Origin of the sequence: Streptomyces sp. NPDC086549 (assembly GCF_044746205.1) — a bacterium.
GTDB lineage: Bacteria > Actinomycetota > Actinomycetes > Streptomycetales > Streptomycetaceae > Streptomyces.
Genome location: NZ_JBIVBS010000013.1, coordinates 313,080 through 329,198 on the forward strand (window position 1 = coordinate 313,080; position 16,119 = coordinate 329,198).

Consider the following 16,119-nt stretch of genomic DNA (forward strand, 5'->3'; position numbering starts at 1 on the left):
CGGGCTCACCCTTCGTCTTCCGTGCGGGAGCCGTCCGGCGACCGGCGGCGGGTCATTCTGCGGACGAACTTCTTCGAAGGGCTGAGCCGGCTCTCGGCGCACTGGTGGTAGGCCTCGGCGAGCTCGGCGTTCAAGGGGCGGACCGCCCTCTCCAGCAGGTTCAGGTCCGCGAGCCGCCAGCGGTTGGCGGTGTGGGTGCGCAGCGCGGTGACGATGTCCAGATGCGCCTGGGGCAGTCCCGCCTTCGGGCTCACCGCGACGACACCGGTGACATGGCTGAGCAGCACCTCGTCGATCCTGTCCGCGCCGACCGCCGCCGATCGCACCGCCCGCAGATAGGCGTCGGCCAGGGAGAACCCGAACGTCCCGATGTCCGTGCGCAGCCGGGCCGGGTCGGCGGGCAGCCGCAGCAGGGCGGGCAGCAGCCGGTACCGCTTGAGCGCGCGTGGAGCCGCCCACATCTCGGTGGCCGGGATCCCGAACTCGCGAGCGAGGGCCGTGACCTCGGTGGCCTCGCGCAGTGCGGAGTCCAGGCGCAGGGTGGTCTCCAGGCACTCCTGGGTGACCGGACGCAGCCAGGCGTGGCGGGCCGGAGCGGAGAGCGTGTCGCACAGCCGCAGGCAGGCCGTGAGGTCCTGTTCGTCGTGGATCTCCTGCTTCAGCGCCCGGTCGAGCCACTCGGCGACCGCGTCGTCCACCGGCCGTCCCTGGGGCAGCCCGCGGGCGATCTCGGTGGCCTCCTGGTGGGTCCAGGCCGGGGAGGGCTGCCGCCACAGGGCGCGCAACAGCTCGACGTCCGGGGAGTCCTGGCCCCGCACCTCCAGGATGCGGAACATCAGCTCGACCGTGCGCCCCGGCTCCCGCTCGGCCTGCGCCTGCCAGTAGTGCTCCAGGAGCCGGGGGCGCTCCCGCAGGTCCCGCTCGTCGAGCAGGTGGGCGGGGAACTGCGCGAAGAGCTGCTCCTGGCCGGACCGCTCGCCCAGCACCTCGTGCACCGCCGTCGCCAGCGCGGCCCTGAACTCCGGCAGCGAGTGCACGAGTTGCCCCACTTCCTGGCGCAGGCCGGGGCCCGCGGCGCCCGAGCCGAGCAGGGCGCGGGCGAGTTCCAGTGACTCGGCCTCGACCACCTCCCGGGGCGGGGTGAGCCGCGCGCCCAGCGCCCACAGCAGCAGCCGCACCCGCTGGCGCGTGTTCGTCGCCTCGCCGAGCAGCCGCTGCCACAGTGCGGTGGCCCGCTCGCGCTCCGCGGGGTGCGTGATCGGCACCGGTCCTGCCGCGTTCTCCGCGCCGGTCACATAGGCGCGGATCCGGGACTGGTGCAGCTTGCCCTCCAGCTCCTGGTGCAGGGCGGTGTCGCCGCCCGCCGCCGCGGCCGCGCTGAGCGCCGCCAGCCGGCCGTCGTCCAGGTCCCGGTGTTTGCGGTGGAGGTCCGCGGCGACCGCCGCCCGGCGCGGCCCGAGGTGGTCGGCGCCGGCCAGCCAGCCGATCACCGCCCGTACGTCGGCGTCGGTGAGCGCGATGCCGCCCGCGGCCGCCGCGGCCGCCACCGGCGCGTGCCAGTCGCCCGTGTCGCGCTCCCCGCCGTGCGTGTACTCCGCCGTCCAGGACCAGACCGACCGGATCGACCCGACGCCGATCCGGGTCAGCAGCCGTACCAGGTGGTGAGTGGGGACGATCTCCGGGAAGCGGCCCGCGGAGAAGTCGAAGACGGTGTACGACTCCTCGTCGTCGGGCCCGAAGTCGGCGTTCGCCTCGGGCACCGTACCGATCAGGTGCAGCCGGCTGCGGGTGGGGCGGAACAGATAGGTGGCGAAGGACAGGCGGCGGGCGAGCGGGGGCGGCAGCAGGTAGGAGGCCGCCGCGAACCAGTGCGCGATCCGCTCCGTCGAGTCGTCGATCACGACCACCGAGCCGTCTTCGGTGAGCGCGGCGAACACGGCGGCCAGCAGGCTCGGCAGCTGCTCCGCGTGCGGATGCCCGCGCAGGAAGGCGCGCACCGCGCGAGGGGTGAGCGGACCGCGCGGCGGTGGCCCTGGCAGCTCCGGGATCTCGGTGTCGGCGGCCACCTCGGACGTCCACACGGGCGAGTCCCACAGCTCGATGGCGAGCAGCCCGCCGCTCGCCTCCGTGAAGTCCCCGTCGCTGTGCAGGGCATGGGCGAAGTAGTTGCCGAAGCGGCGGGCCGAGTCCCGGCCCACATAGCGCACACAGAGCGTCGTGGCGCCGGATCCGCCCCGGCCCTCCGGGGTGAAGCAGAGGTTGACGGGGCAGCGGGCGAGCAGCTCCGGAGTGTCCGACTCCACCATCGGGCGCGGCGGTTCATAACCGGCCAGGGCCTCGACGCCGTGCCGGGTCTCGGCCGACACGCCCGCGCTCACCGCGTTGAACTGGAATCCGGAGAAGCCGCTGAGGCCGCGCTCGCAGGAGGTGTAGTAGAGCTGCTGGAACACCGGGGAGGACAGCGGGGAGGTCTCGGTGCTCATCCGCGCCCCGCCCTCGGCACCGAACCGAACTCGCTCAGCAGCCACAGCAGCGGGTCCGCGACCCGGTAGGGCTGGATGCCGGTCGGCGCGACCCGGGCCTCGGGCGTGGGGCTGCGGCCGAGCGAGGAGACACCGAAGTAGCGGTAGCGGGCGTAGGTGTTCTCCAGGGACTGGTCGATGGGCACGCCGTCCCACTCCCTCAGCAGCTGGCGCACCTCCTCGTGGACGCTGAGGCTGTCGCCCACCTCGAACCGGCCGCGCGCGGGAGCGTGCGCGCGCAGCGGGCTGCCGTTCTCCAGCAGGTGCCAGAAGGCGTCCAGTTTCGAGAAGACCACCGCGACCGGCGTCTCTATCTTCGCCGTCGCCTTGCCGCCGCGCGCCGCCAGCAGCATGTTGGTCACCCGGCCGAGGACGTTGATCGGCGCGTCGAGCCCCTCGGTGCCGGGCAGTGCGGTGCCGGGCGCCGCGCTCTCCCGGGCGCCCGGCATCTGCAGCGGGTCGAGCAGCAGGATGATGCCGTCGGCACCGGTCAGATAGCGGGTGTTGAGCTCCACGCTCTCCCGGGTGCTGAAGTCCTCTCCCGCGGTGTCGAAGAAGGACAGGACGGTGTGCTGCGGGCGCTCGCCGAACAGCGACCTGCGGCGCAGACCGAACCGGAAGACCAGCGGCTCCACGCGGTTGGCGTTGGTGGACGCGGTCTGCGTGCCGGGGAACATCTGCCGGTCGCGGTAGAGCCGGTCCTCGTACTCGGAGCTGTACCGGCGCATGGTGGTGTCGTCCAGGCCCATCATCGAGGCGCCGTACGCCTCGCCGACCTGGTTGCGCATCTCGTGCAGCAGCACGGTCATGTAGATGGTCTTGCCGGAGGCCTTCGCGCCCACCATGGCGATCAGGCGGTTCTCCACCCTGCCGAACTGCACGGGCAGTTCGCAGTGGCACACCGGGCAGATCCGGTAGGTCGTCTCGCCGTCGCAGTCCGGGCAGACGGCGGTGGGCTTGCGGCCGTCGGCGGCGAAGTCAGGCCCGACGTCGTGGCTCGGACGCCGGCCGAACCGCTCGTCGAGCACCGGGTCGCGGCGCCGGGGGCACTGTTTCCGGGTACGGCTGAGCCGGCTGTTGCAGCGGAACCGGATCTCGCGCGGGGTGAAGCTCTCGTAGCAGTAGGGGCAGGTGATTCGTCTGGCCATTCAGGTCACTCGCAGCCGGTGCAGCGCCGTGGGGCGGATGTCGATTTCGCTGTCGGAAGAGGTGCCGGGGGTGGTGCCGGGGGTGGTGCCGGAGGTGGTGCCGGAGGTGGTGCCGGTCCCGGCGTCCGCGTCCGCCGGGAAGCAGACCAGCCAGGAGGGTCCCCGCGTGCTGGGCAGCGGGAACTCCACGGTCAGCGGCGTCCCGGCGGGCAGCCGCTGAGGGGGCACCTCGTGCAGGACGGTGCCCTCGGCGGTGCTCGTGGGGCGGTAGCGGCCGACGCCGTGGACGATGCGGAGGGCGGGCAGCTCGCAGCCCGTCAGGGAGGTGAAGGTGACCGTCGCCACGCGGCCCTTGAGCCGACGGCGTACGGCGGGCTCGTACTCCACGATGGGCGGCTCGGCGGCGACCCGCAGCGACGACGCGCCCTCGCAGTCCACGTCCGGGTCGGGGACCAGCGCCTCCACGGTGAGGGTCACCGCGCCCCGGCCCACGGGCAGGTCGAGCCCGCCGTCGTGCTCGTACACCCGGCGCCGGCAGCGCAGGTCGCCGTCGTTCGGTCCGCCGTCCGCGGTGCTTCCCTCGCGCCGCCACCGGACGCGGGCGCTGAGCGCGGATTCGGGCCAGGCCCACAGCACGAGGAGGTGGTCGCCCCGGCGGACGGCCTGGAGCTGGTCCACGGGCACCGAGCGGAGGCGGGGGTCGGCGGCGGGGTCGCCGGTGGGGGACGGGGTGGCGGGAGGGGGCTGCCGCGGTTCCGGCTCCGGCCCCGGTCCCGGTCCGGCGTCCGGCGTCGGGGCGGGGGCTTCCTCCTTGCCGGGCGCGGCGGTGGGCCGGTCATCGGACGGGAACCCGGGCCGGAACGAGGGGGGTTGGGGATCCGGCTCGCTGCGGGGCGGACCTGCCTCGGACGTGCGGTCGGCGCGGTCGGCGCGGTCGGCGCGGTCGGCGCGGTCGGCGCGGTCGGCGCGGTCGGCGGACGGTCGCGGTTCGTCCTCGGGCGGGTGCCGCCAGGCCTGCGGTTCCGGGTCCTCGTGGTGAGCGGACGGTCGGTGAGCGGACGGTCGCGGGTCCTCCGAGGTCGTGCGCCAGGACCGCGGTTCCGGGTCCTCCAGGAACACGGGGGTCGGGTCCGGGACGGGGAAGCGGGCCGTGGTCGGGTGCGGCGCGGGGCCCGAGCCGATGCGCAGGGCGCCGAAGTCCTCCAGGGCCAGCAGCCCCCGTACGACGGCGAGTTCGGGTGAGGTGCAGCGCACCGTCAGGCTGCCGGCCTGGGGCAGATCCTCGATCTCCGCGCGCCGGCCGGGCTCCGCGCACAGACCGCCGGCCAGCAGAACGGCGTCAGGTGCCGCGTCGGCCAGCTCCTCCGCCACCGCCGCCAGGGCCCGCGCCCGCAACGGCGCCACCGCCCGCTCCAGGGACGAACGTTCCAGCATCACCCGGTGCTGCTCGCCGTGCGCGTCGGACACCTGCTCGGTGGCGACGTCCGACATCGCGAGGCCGCGCCGGAGCCGTTCGGCCACCGGGCGCGGATCGGTGCCTTCCGGCAACTGCCAGTGCAGCTCGGCGGCGACGGCCGCGTCCCAGTCGTCGCCGCCCAGCCGTTCGCTGCGGGTACGGACGATCCGTACGGTCAGATCGGGGGTGATGGCGAGGACGGTCAGGTCGAGTGTCGTCGCCCCCTGGTCGACGACGAGGACGGTGCGGTGCACGCCCTCGTCGATCGCGCCGTAGTGCAGCGCCACGGCCACCGGCTCCGGAACGATGCGGTCGACGACGAGACCGGCGTCCTCCGCGGCGCGCCGCAGTTCGTCCTCCCGCCCGTCGGACGCGGGCAGTCCGAGGACCGCCTCCCGGTCCGCCGGACCGTCCGGGGCCGCGGCGAGCAGGACGGCCAGCGCGCCGGCGGGGTCGGCGACCCCGTCCGTCCCGCCGAGGGCCGCCATGGCCACCGCCGGTCTGCCGTCGGAGCCGATCCGTCCGATCCGCCCGAAGCGGTGGCCGATGTCGATGCCGAGCATGCTCACCCGATCCCCTCTGCCGCGAGCGGCCCCGTGCCGTCGTCCCTGGCCCGGGACATGCCCTCGTCCTTGACCCGGGGCAGGCCCTCGTCCTTGACCCAGGGCGTGCCGTCATTCCTGACCCACGGCGTGCCGTCGGCCCCGATCCCGGTCCGGATGCGGCTGCCCGGGGCCGGCCGGTGCGCCAGGAGGTGGCCGACCACGGCCGCCCGCAGTCGCTCCAGTTCGTTGCGGATCTGCCGTCCGCCGTACGCCTGGTGCTCCGGGCCGCTCATCCGGTCGGTGATCCACGGGTGCACGGTGGCGGTGTCGGGGACCAGTTCGATCTGGTGGCGCTCGCGGACGGACTCGGCGAGCTGGCCCAGCAGGCGGTCGGCGATCTTCACGATGTGCTCGCGGCGCAGCATGTCGAAGACGACCACGCCCGGTTTGAGGCGTCCGTAGATCTCCGGTCTGCCGAGGGTGCGGAACTTCTCCTCCACGGCCCGCGTGAAGTGCGCCTCCAGAGCGGCGTACGTGACCTCGTCCCCGCTCTCGGACAGCAGGTCCTGCACCGCGTCCGCGCCTGTGTTGGAGGTGAAGATGATCAGGCACTGGGAGAAGTACGCGGTCTGGCCGCGCCCGTCGGTGAGCCGGCCGTCCTCCAGGATCTGCAGGAACTTGTCCAGCACCCGGGGGTGCGCCTTCTCGATCTCGTCGAAGAGGAGCACGCTGAACGGCCGTTCCTGCACCCGCCGGGTCAGCTCGCCGCCCTGCTCGTACCCGACGTAGCCGGGCGGCGCGCCCGCGAGGCGTTCCGCGGCGTGCTCCTGCTGGTACTCGCTCATGTCGAAACGGGCGTACGCGCTCTGGTCGCCGAACATCAACTCGGCGACGGCCTTGGCGAGTTCGGTCTTGCCGACGCCCGTGGGGCCGACGAAGAAGAACGCGCCTCGGGGCCGCGCGCTGCCGGAGTCGCCGAAGTCGACGCCCACGAAGGCGGCTTGCAGGGCCGAGGCGACGGCCCGTACGGCCGTGGACTGGCCGACCACCCGGTCCCCGAGGACCTGGGCCGCGCGGGCGACGGTGTCCCGGTCGAGCTGCGTCCACGGGTCGACGCTCACATTGAGCCGGTGCAGTTCGAGGAGCTTGTCCGGCTTCTGCAGGGGTGCCTTGCGCAGCCAGGACGTACGGGCGAGGGCGTCGATGTCCCAGCCGGACATGCCGTCGGTGGCGCCGACGAGGGCCTCGACGTCGGCGCGCGTGGCGTCCTCGGCCCCGTTGAAGTCCCGGCGCAGCCAGGTCAGCCAGAGACGGCGCTCGCTCGGGTCGGGCGGGCCGATGTGCAGGGTGGCGATCCTGGGATCCTCCAGGTGGAACCAGCCGGGCAGCCGGCCGACGTCGCCCACCGCGCACAGCACGGCGTTGCGGGCGTGCGGGGACCGGCCCTCGGTGGCCGAGCGGGGCGTCACGGCGTCGGTCATCGCGGCGCGCAGCCGCAGATAACCGGTGTGGGACTCCGGCTGCCCGGGCGGGAGGTGGTGGTCGACGTCCTGGAAGACGAACGCCACGGCCGCGTCGGGCGAGGCGACGAGCCGGTGCACGGTGGCCACGACGTCGTCGAAGGAGCGCGGTCGTCCGGGCCGGCGCGGCGCGAGCAGGCGGTCACGGCTGCGCTGCCGTTCGCTCCCGCGCCGGGTCCGTGCCTCGCCCTCGTTCCCGTCGTCGCCGGGCCGGCCGACGCCGGCTCCCCGCTCCTGCCAGGGCCGCGTCCCGTCGCCCTCGCCGCGCGCCGCCGTCCCGCTCCGGCCGTCGGTGTCCGGCTCGCCGGACTCGGCGGACTCGGCGGACCCGGCGGACCCGGCCGACCCGGCCGACCCGGCCGACTCACCGGACCGGGGCAGCCGGGACAGCAGGCTGTCGAAGCGTTCCGCGTGTCCCGGCAGCGGGAAGGTGAGTCCGGCGACCGGATCCCACCAGCCCACGACATCGGCGCCGCGTGCTTCGAGCACCCCGGCGACCAGCTCCTGGAAGGAGGCGGGCCGGTCCTCGAACCACCAGCGGTCCCGGATCTGCCCGTTGAGGATCACCTGGCGGCCGCGCCGCAGCTCCCAGCCGAGGGAGACCGCCCACAACGGCATCATGCCGTCGGCGGCGACGGGCCCCTCCTCGTGCTTGGTCCGGTCGACCGTGTTCACGGGGTCGTCCACCTCCGGGCGGCCCCGTCGCCGGGCAGCCGCTTGGCCCTCCGCCCCGGCGGCTTGCCCTGCCAGGTGAGTTCACCGGGCACGAAGCCGTCGTCCTCGCTCATCGCCTCGTGCACCCGCTCCAGCAGGTCCTCCGTGCGGTCGCAGACCGCGCCCTCCGCCGCCGGGCGCAGCGTCACGTCGGGCTCGCCCTCCACGCGGTAGACGAGCACGGGCGTCCCGTCGGCCTCGGTGGCGACCGTGGTGTCGTAGACCGCCCCGCTGGGCCGCTCGAACCGCAGCAGGAAGCTCCGGCCCTGGTCCTCGCCGCCTCCGAAGGCGAATCCTTCGCCGCTCATGGCGTCCTTCAGCGCCTGTGCGAGATCGCTGCGCCTGGTGTAGGCGAGCTGCAGTTCGTCCAGCTGGGCCTCGGCCCCGGGCAGCAGCTCCTCCAGGGCCTCGACCGCGGCCAGTGCCTCGGGCGCCCGGCGCGCGGACAGCGCGTCGGTCACGGCACGCAGGGCGCCCTCGACGCGGTCGGCGAGCCCGGGAGCGCCGAGTTCGACGGCGTCGGCCGCCGCGTCCTCGGCGCCCTTGCGTACGACACCGAGCCGGTCCGCGGCCTCCGCGAGCGCCGCCTCCAGGGCCTGGGCGCGCTCGCGCTCCGCCTCCTCGGCGGCCGCCTGTTCCGCGGCCCGGGCCTCGGCCCGCCGCCGCTCCTGCTCGGCACGCTCGCGGTCGGCCTCGGCCTGCCGCCGTACGGTCTCGGCCGCGTGCGCCACCGCCGTCGTATGCCGGACGAGGGCGTGTTCCACCGTGCCGAGCAGCGCCTCGAAGCGCACCTCCTGTCCCGGGCCGGTCGCGGCGCGCAGCCGGTCGAGCAGTTCGAGGCAGCGCTGCCGGCCCTCCGCGTCGTGGGCCGCGCCGTCCTCGCCCGTCTCCGCGAGCCGCCGCTCCAGGCCGGCCAGGACCCCGGCGCGGTCCGTGCGAGGCGCGGGCCGCTCCCCGGCCGCTCGCAGGACGACGACCTGGCCGCGCAGTTCCTCGACGGCGTCCCCGAGCTGTTCACCGCGAGCGGCCCGCTCACGCAGCTGCGCCAACCGGCGCTCCAGCGAGCCGAGTTCCGCTCCCGGCGCCGAGGTCCGGGCGATGAGTTCCGCCACCTCGTCGAGTCGCCGCGCCTCGGCGCCGGCCTGCTCCTGGCGCGTCCGGGCCACCTGAGCGTCCCGCTCGGCCTGGCGCCGCGCCTCCAGCTCGGCCCTCCTGCGCTCCCCTTCGGCACGGGCCCGCTCCCGGCGGGCGGCCGCCTCCTGGGCGCGCCGGGCGGCCAGCGCCGCGCGCTCCCGGGCGCGCTCCTGCTCCCTGGCCCGGCGTGCGGCGGCCTGACGGCGGCGGCGTTCCGCCTCGCGCTGGGCGTAGGCAGGGCTCACGCTGACGCTGCTGTACTTCGGTGACCCGCTCATCCGTTCCTCCGTGCCTGGGTGTGCAGCACGAACCCCCGCGCCGCCAGTTGTTCCTCAAGTCCCTCCCGGAAGCCTGGAGTCGGGGGTACTCCGGCCCAGGAGAGTGATCCGTCGGCCGCCACCGACAGCTCGATGCCCGCGCTGGTGTCGGGCTCGGCCGCGACGTGTGCATAGCGGTCACCGAGCACGATCAGGCGCTGGTTGTCCGAACCGCGCCAGCGCAGACTGCCGTGCCGAGCCGCGACGTACGGGCCGTCGACGAGCAGGTCAAGGCGCCGCAGCAGCTCTCGCCGGTCCGGGTCGCCGCGTCGCAGCGCCTCGTACCGGAAGCCGGAGTACGCCATCGCGCCGAAGTCCGGGCGCCGTTCACGCACCGCGTCCAGCAGTGCGGCGAGCGCCCCGGCCTGGCTGAAGGGCTCGCCGCCGGACAGGGTGACCCCTTCCACCCCGCTCAGCCCGCAGAGCCAGTCGGCGAGCTCGGCCACGGGCCGGGCGGTGCCGCCCTCGAACGGCAGGGTCTCGGCCGCCACGCAGCCGTGACAGCGCAGCGGGCAGCCCTGCACCCAGATGACGGCGCGCGTGCCCGGGCCGAGGACGGCGCAGTGGTCCAGCGTCCTGGCGACGGAGAGGTGAGTCGTCATGCGTGCTCCTCCCGGGGTCGCGGAAGGCCGCCGACGTCCGGCTCCCGCCGGAGCCGCGCAAAGCCGTCCGCGGTCCGCTCGTCCCCCGGCACCGGAAAGCCGTCCGCCCTCCGCTCATCCCCCGGCTGCGGATAGCCGTCCGCGCCCCGCTCCTGCCTCGGTCGCGAAAGGCCGCCGGCGTCCGCCTCCTGCCGGAACCGCGCAAAGCCGTCCGTGGTCCGCTCATCCCCCAGCCGCGCAAAGCCGTCCGCGCTCCGCTCATCCCCCAGCCGCGCAAAGCCGTCCGCGCTCCGCTCATCCCCCAGCTGGGGATAGCTGTCCGTGCCGCGTTCGGCCTGGTCGCACCACGGGCACCAGGGCCGCTCCACGGTGTGGACGTGGCGGGCGTTGACCGCGCACGTCTTCAGCCGCCCCGGGGCCAGCTCCGCCGCCAGCTCCCGCGCCCAGACCTCCGCCCGGGGCCGCGCGCCCTCGAACGCGGCCCGGAACAGATCCACCAGCCGCCTCGGCAGCAGGTCGGCGGGCGGCGCGGAGCGGGGCAGCAGCACCGACGTACGGTCGGTGATCCGGCACCGGCCGTGCAGCACGTTGTCGTCGTACGAGAGGTAGTCGCTCCCGTCCGCGGGGTGCCCGGCGAAGGGGTGCAGCCCGGCCATGAGTAACTGGTGGACGAGGACGGCGAGCAGGAAGTCGTCCGACGCGGTGTCCGGGGGTGTGCCGGCCGGCGCGCCGATCCGTTCCGGAGCCGTGTAGCCCGGGGTGCGCATCCGTCCCGGGAACACCTCGCGGCCGTCCGTGAACTGCCAGGAGTCGACGTCCGTCATGCCGACCCGGCCCGCGTGGTCGACCCAGAGGTTGTCGGGCTTGAGGTCGCCCACTACATAGCCCTCGGCGTGCAGTTCGGCGAGCAGCAGCGCGAGCGCGTGGGCGGCGGCCAGCGCGGTCGCCCAGGTCGCGCCGGGCAGTAAGGCACCACGGGCGGCCGGGGTCAGCAGATGCGCGAGCGGCTGGTAGGCGTGCCGCATGTCGGTCATCACATAGCCGTCGACCCCGTCGGCGCCGCCGCCCGCGGTCCGTACCGGCACCATCGGCCAGGCGAGTCTGACGGGAGTCCCGGACAGCAGCCCGACCGTGCGCGGTTCGCGCCGCTGCCGCACCAGGCGGGCGACGCGCCGGCGGTACGCGTCCGGGTCGGGCGGGTCGGGCACCAGTTTGGCCACCAGCGGCCGTGCGTCCGCCACCGCGTACACGATCCCCTCGGAACCGCCGCCGATCCGCTCCGTGAGCCGCCACTCGCGACCGCCGTCGGACACCACCGTCAGCCCCATGGTCACCCGCCTTCCACGAGCGCGCACAGGACGGTCAGGTCGTCGCCGGTGCGTGCGGCCTCGGGGCCGGAGAGCAGGGCCCGCAGGGGTTCGGCGTCACCGCCGTTGCCGCGCAGTGTCGCGGCGAGCCCGCCGAAGAAGCGCTCCGCCGGCAATGGGCCCGCTTCTGGCGGGAGTTCGCGTACGGAGGGGTGGTCGAGGGTCAGCGCCGCACACCCGTCGGTGGCGAGGACGACCCCGCTCAGCGCGGGTTCCCACACGACGAACGTCCGGACCCGCAGCGCTGCCCCGGGGGAGCTGAGAAACGGCGGCGGGAGGGCGCCGGGCGGCGGAGGCGGCAGGACGAGGTGGCAGCGCTCGCCGGTGCCCGGCGCGTCCTCGCGGGTGAGCAGCGTGCCGAAGCAGTCGCCCACCGAGACGAGGGCCACCCAGGGCGGCCGTACGACCGCGGCGGCCAGGACGGCCGCCAGCGCGCCGATGTCCGCCGCTGCCGTGCGCGGTCCCGCTTCCCGTGCCTCAGCTCCCAGCACCCCTTCCGCGGCCCGCCGGTACGCCTCCACCACCCGGGCTCCGCGCCCGGCGATCCACCGCGTCCACGTCTCCGGCGTGTCCTCGGCCCGCGGTATGTCCTCGGTGAGCAGTCGGCAGGCGGCGTCCACCGCGATGTGCGCGCCGAGTGCGCTGCGCTCCCGGCTGCCCGCCCCGTCCGCGACGGCGAGCACCGCCGTGTCCCCGAGGTCCACCGCCTTGAAGGCGTCCTGGCAGCCCAGCCCCGCCGCGAGATGAGCGGTGCCCTGGACGCCGGCCCCCGCGACGATCACCGGTGGTCCCTCTCCAGGCGGTCCATGCGCTCCCGCCGGGCCGCGAGGTCGGCCAGCTGCCGGTGGACGTCGTCGGGGTCCTGCACCGCGCCGATCCGGTCCGAGCTCTGGAACAGCAGGTCGAGGATCTGCCCGAAGTCCAGGTTCTCCAGCATCAACGCCGCCTTGGGCGCGAGGACCTGGAGCATCTTCAGATCCGCGCCGCGCACGCCGATCGCCTGGAAGACGCACTCCCCGCGTTCCTCGCCCCGGCGCACCCGGCCCGCCGTACCGGCCAGGGCCTGCGCGTCCAGGGGCCGGCCGTCCCCGTCGCTCGGGGCTCCGTCCGTGAGGACCCACAGGAAGGGCCGCCGGACCTGGACGCGTTGGTCCTGCAGGGCGCGATAACGCTGCCGCGCCAGTTCGAGCGCCGCCTCGACGGCCTCCGTCATCCGGGTCAGCCCGGACGCGTCGAGCCGCGGCGGGCGCATCTCGTCCACCGGTACGAAGAGCCGGCCTGCCGTGGCCTCCTCGACCGGCACCAGGCGTCCCGCGCCGGGGTCGAAGACCCGCACCCGGGAGTCGAAGGTGATCAGGCAGACCTCCACCCTCGCCCGCAGCCTCGGTTCCGCCCGCACGCCGTCGAACCAGCGGGTCAGCGCGTCGTTGAGCTCGTCGATCCGCGGGCTCCCGGCGGGCCTGCCCATGGAGGCCGAGGTGTCGAGGAGCAGGACGACGGGCTGCCGCTCGTCGTAACCGGCCGCGAAACCCATGCCGTGCACGCTCATACGGGCGCCGCCTCGCCGTCGCCGTCCGCGGTCATTTCCGTGGCCGTGGCCGTCTCGGTGGCCGTGAGCGTGGCCGTGAGCGTGACCGTGCCGGTGTTCGCGTACCCGACCAGCCGGCCCCGCGAAGGATCGCGGCGCACCGTCACATCCGTGCCCGGCATGAGCGCGCGCGGCTGCGGAAGCACGCGCAGCAGTACACCCTCGACGAGTACATAGGCGTCCGGATCGGGCCAGGTCACCGTGCGCCCCGTTCGGCCGTCTGCCCACTCGTCCATCCCCGTGGTCATACGGCAACGGTATGTGACATCGACACCAACCTGCCTGTTCCTTGCCCGAATTGGCACCCACGAATCCGGGGGTGCGACATCACCGAGCGCCGACTCCCGTCACCCCAGGGGCTACCGGGGAGTAATCGCTTCCCCCTACGCTGCCGCCAACTCGGTTACAACGAAGTGGAGTTGGCAGAATGGGTGCGGTTCGTGTGGTGAGACGGGCGGCGGCGCTGCTGGGTGCCGCCGCCCTGCTGATGGCGGTACCGGCGAACGCCCACGCGGCGTCGCCGAAGCTCTCGGAGACGACGGCGATCGGTACGCACAACGCGTACGAGAAGTCCAAGTACACGTACTTCGCACAGGCGTTGGACTCGGGGGCCTCGCTGCTCGAACTGGACGTCTACGCGGACAGCCTGTTCAAGCGGTGGCGGGTCAGTCACAGCAACCCGCTGGGCAACGACAACAACTGCGAGTACGCCAGCAAGCCCAGCGACCTGTACAGCAAGCAGCGCAACCAGGATCTGGGCAGCTGCCTGGACAACATGGCGGCCTGGAACCAGCTCCACCCGGACCACGCCCCGATCGTCATCAAGGTCGAGATGAAGGTCGGCTTCAACAACAACGTCGGACTCGGCCCGGACGAGTTCGACACGCTGGTGTCGCAGAAGCTGGGCAGCAGCGTCTTCAAGCCGTCCGACCTGCTGGGCTCGACGTACTCCACGCTCGACGCGGCGGCGAAGGCGAACGCCTGGCCCAGCCGTGACGCCCTGAAGGGCAAGTTCCTCTTCGAGCTGATCCCGGGCACCGTGGAGCAGGCGAACCCCTTCGACCACTATTGGACGGACGAGGAGTACGGCGACCACCTGCGGGACCTGTACGCGGCCGGGAACATCTCCGCGGCCCAGGCCTTCCCGGCGGTGCTCGGCGCGGAGAACGGCGACCCGCGCACCAGTCGTTACGACGCCTCGATCCGCCCCTGGTTCGTGTTCTTCGACGGCGACGCGGCCACGTACGTGAACAACGGCTACGACACGTCCTTCTACTCCGCGAACCACTACTTCCTGATCACGACGGGCGCGGACGCCGTGTCCCCGGCGATCTCGTCGACCGCCCCCACGGACGCGGAAGTCGCCGCCCGGCTGGCCCTGCTGGCGGCCGACCACGCGAGTCTCATCACCTCCGACTGGTCGACGAAGTCGGCGTCGGTACTGAGTTCGGTCACCACAAGAAGCTGACAAACCCGGCGCGCCGACGAATCGCGCGTGCAAAGGTGGGACTTGTACCTCAGCTCCTGTCACCCCACTGACATTTCAAGGAGTCCCCCCATGCTGCACGGCATCGACGTCAGCGCGTACCAGCCCTCGTCGTACGACACGGACGGCCTCTCCTTCGTCTTCATCAAGGCGACGGAGGGGCGTTCGTACGTCAACCCGAGACTCGCCGCCCAGACCAAGACCGCCCGTGACGCCGGACTGGTCGTCGGCTTCTACCACTTCCTGTGGCCCGGCCATCTCACCGCCCAGGCCGAGTACTTCGTCCAGCACGCCCCCGAGCGGCCGGGCGACATCCTCGCCGTCGACTGGGAGACGACGAGCGAGGGGACGCACGCCGGCAACGCGGAGAAGGACCTGTTCATCCGGAAGGTGAAGGAACTGCGGCCGGACAACCGGGTGGTGCTGTACGCGAACCGCACCTACTGGCTGGACATCGACGTCACCTCGTACGCCGGCGACGGCCTCTGGATCGCCGACTACGTCACCGCGGGCAAGCCCCGCATCCAGGCCGATTGGCTCTTCCACCAGTACACCAGCGACCCGCACGACAAGGACGTGGCCGACTTCGAGAGCCTGGCCGCACTGCGGGAGTGGGCCGCCGAGCCGCTGGACCGACCGCAGGGTCCAGCGGCCGCGGCAACCGGGTGAGCTCCGTCAGACCCGTACGACGATCTTGCCCGTGTGCCGGTTGGACTCCATCAGGCGGTGCGCTTCCCGGATGTGGTCGAGGCCGTCGAAGACCTCGGCCACGACCGGGGCGAGGGTGCCGTCGGCGAGTCCCGAGCCGACGTAGTGGGCGGCCCGGTGGCGACCGCGGCGATCCCTGGTGACGACGGTGTTCGCGTACCCGTGCACGGTGAGGGGCCACTGCCTGGGCAGCTGGATGGGCCGCGGGTCCAGCCAGCCGTAGCAGATCAGGGTGCCGTCCCAGACGGTCGCCTCGCCGAGTGCGGCGAAACCTGGGCCGCCGATCGCGTCGAGGACGATGTCCACGCCGTCCCCGCCGGTCAGCCGCTTCGTCTCCTTGAGCACGTCCTCCTCCCCGCTGACGATGACGTGCTCCGCGCCCAGGTCGAGCAGCCGCTGCCGCTTGACCCCGGTGCGGGTGGTGACGATCGGCACGGCCCCGGCCCGGCGGACGACCTGGATCGCGGCGGTGCCCACACCGCTGGACCCGCCGGTGATCAGCACCCGCTGGCCGGGGACCAGGCCCGCCCGTTCCACCAGCGCGCCGTACGCCGTCGTGTAGGTGAGCCAGACGGCGGCCGCGGTGACCACGTCCACCCCGGCCGGGCGGGGGACGAGCGCGCTCACGGGCAGGACGACCCGGTCGCCGTACACCCCGTGGGTGTCGAGTCCGAAGTTGGCCGCGGACATGACGGGATCCCCCGGCGCGAACGCCGTCACCCCCTCCCCCACCGCCTCGACCACGCCCGCGGCCTCGTAGCCGTTGCGGGAGCCCGGCAGGGTCGGCTGGTAGTAGTAGTCGCCCGAGCGGAACATCGCCTCGGCGCGGTTGAGTCCCAGCGCCTCGACCCTGACGAGCACCTCGCCGGGGCCGGGCGCGGCCAGTTCGACCTCCTCGACGGTCAGGACGTCGGGGCCGCCGATCTCGTGAAAGAGCACTGCGCGTGCGGAAATAGACATGCCGTCGACGCTATGCCGGGGGCAGAGGACGATCCATGTCCGCCGAGCTCGC

At 73.7% G+C, this 16,119-nt stretch carries 13 protein-coding genes; 2 read left to right on the forward strand and 11 right to left on the reverse strand.

Annotated features, from left to right (window positions below):
• Positions 1-5: 5 nt before the first annotated feature.
• The 10 genes from ACIPSA_RS34800 to ACIPSA_RS34845 are packed head-to-tail and all read right to left on the reverse strand — an operon-like array spanning position 6 to position 13,161.
• Positions 6-2,483, reverse strand: a complete 2,478-nt coding sequence (locus ACIPSA_RS34800) for a GTPase-associated protein 1-related protein (RefSeq protein ID WP_402641960.1) — start codon at positions 2,481-2,483, stop codon at positions 6-8.
• Complete coding sequence (locus ACIPSA_RS34805) at positions 2,480-3,670, reverse strand: hypothetical protein (protein WP_402641963.1); 1,191 nt, start codon at positions 3,668-3,670, stop codon at positions 2,480-2,482. Before ACIPSA_RS34805 ends, ACIPSA_RS34800 begins: the two co-directional genes overlap by 4 nt.
• On the reverse strand, positions 3,671-5,689 hold the full coding sequence (locus ACIPSA_RS34810; RefSeq protein WP_402642071.1) for an Hsp70 family protein: 2,019 nt from the start codon (positions 5,687-5,689) through the stop codon (positions 3,671-3,673).
• A gap of 2 nt (positions 5,690-5,691) precedes the next feature.
• Positions 5,692-7,866, reverse strand: a complete 2,175-nt coding sequence (locus tag ACIPSA_RS34815; protein WP_402641966.1) for an AAA family ATPase — start codon at positions 7,864-7,866, stop codon at positions 5,692-5,694.
• The gene (locus ACIPSA_RS34820) at positions 7,863-9,317 is read right to left on the reverse strand and encodes a hypothetical protein (RefSeq protein WP_402641968.1); all 1,455 of its coding nucleotides are present in this window, start codon (positions 9,315-9,317) and stop codon (positions 7,863-7,865) included. Before ACIPSA_RS34820 ends, ACIPSA_RS34815 begins: the two co-directional genes overlap by 4 nt.
• Positions 9,314-9,958, reverse strand: coding sequence for a 4Fe-4S single cluster domain-containing protein (locus tag ACIPSA_RS34825; RefSeq protein WP_402641971.1), 645 nt, complete (start codon positions 9,956-9,958; stop codon positions 9,314-9,316). Before ACIPSA_RS34825 ends, ACIPSA_RS34820 begins: the two co-directional genes overlap by 4 nt.
• Positions 9,955-11,286: a hypothetical protein gene (locus ACIPSA_RS34830; RefSeq protein ID WP_402641973.1), complete on the reverse strand. Its 1,332-nt coding sequence runs from the start codon at positions 11,284-11,286 to the stop codon at positions 9,955-9,957. Before ACIPSA_RS34830 ends, ACIPSA_RS34825 begins: the two co-directional genes overlap by 4 nt.
• Before the next feature lie 2 nt (positions 11,287-11,288).
• Entirely contained in the window at positions 11,289-12,107 is an 819-nt protein-coding gene (locus ACIPSA_RS34835) for a protein phosphatase 2C domain-containing protein (RefSeq protein WP_402641975.1), read from the reverse strand.
• Entirely contained in the window at positions 12,104-12,874 is a 771-nt protein-coding gene (locus tag ACIPSA_RS34840; protein ID WP_402641977.1) for a hypothetical protein, read from the reverse strand. Before ACIPSA_RS34840 ends, ACIPSA_RS34835 begins: the two co-directional genes overlap by 4 nt.
• The gene (locus ACIPSA_RS34845; RefSeq protein WP_402641980.1) at positions 12,871-13,161 is read right to left on the reverse strand and encodes a hypothetical protein; all 291 of its coding nucleotides are present in this window, start codon (positions 13,159-13,161) and stop codon (positions 12,871-12,873) included. The genes ACIPSA_RS34840 and ACIPSA_RS34845 overlap by 4 nt, the downstream gene beginning before the upstream one ends.
• A gap of 179 nt (positions 13,162-13,340) precedes the next feature.
• Here ACIPSA_RS34845 and ACIPSA_RS34850 point away from each other — a divergent pair, with 179 nt between their 5' ends.
• Both ACIPSA_RS34850 and ACIPSA_RS34855 read left to right on the forward strand, forming a co-directional pair.
• Positions 13,341-14,381, forward strand: coding sequence for a phosphatidylinositol-specific phospholipase C domain-containing protein (locus ACIPSA_RS34850; RefSeq protein WP_402641983.1), 1,041 nt, complete (start codon positions 13,341-13,343; stop codon positions 14,379-14,381).
• Positions 14,382-14,471: 90 nt separating this feature from the next.
• Positions 14,472-15,068: a GH25 family lysozyme gene (locus ACIPSA_RS34855; protein ID WP_402641985.1), complete on the forward strand. Its 597-nt coding sequence runs from the start codon at positions 14,472-14,474 to the stop codon at positions 15,066-15,068.
• Between the two features lie 6 nt (positions 15,069-15,074).
• Here the strand turns inward: ACIPSA_RS34855 and ACIPSA_RS34860 are convergent, their stop codons facing one another.
• A complete protein-coding gene (locus ACIPSA_RS34860) occupies positions 15,075-16,067 on the reverse strand; it encodes a zinc-dependent alcohol dehydrogenase family protein (protein ID WP_402641987.1) in 993 nt (330 codons plus the stop codon).
• Between the last annotated feature and the right edge of the window lie 52 nt (positions 16,068-16,119).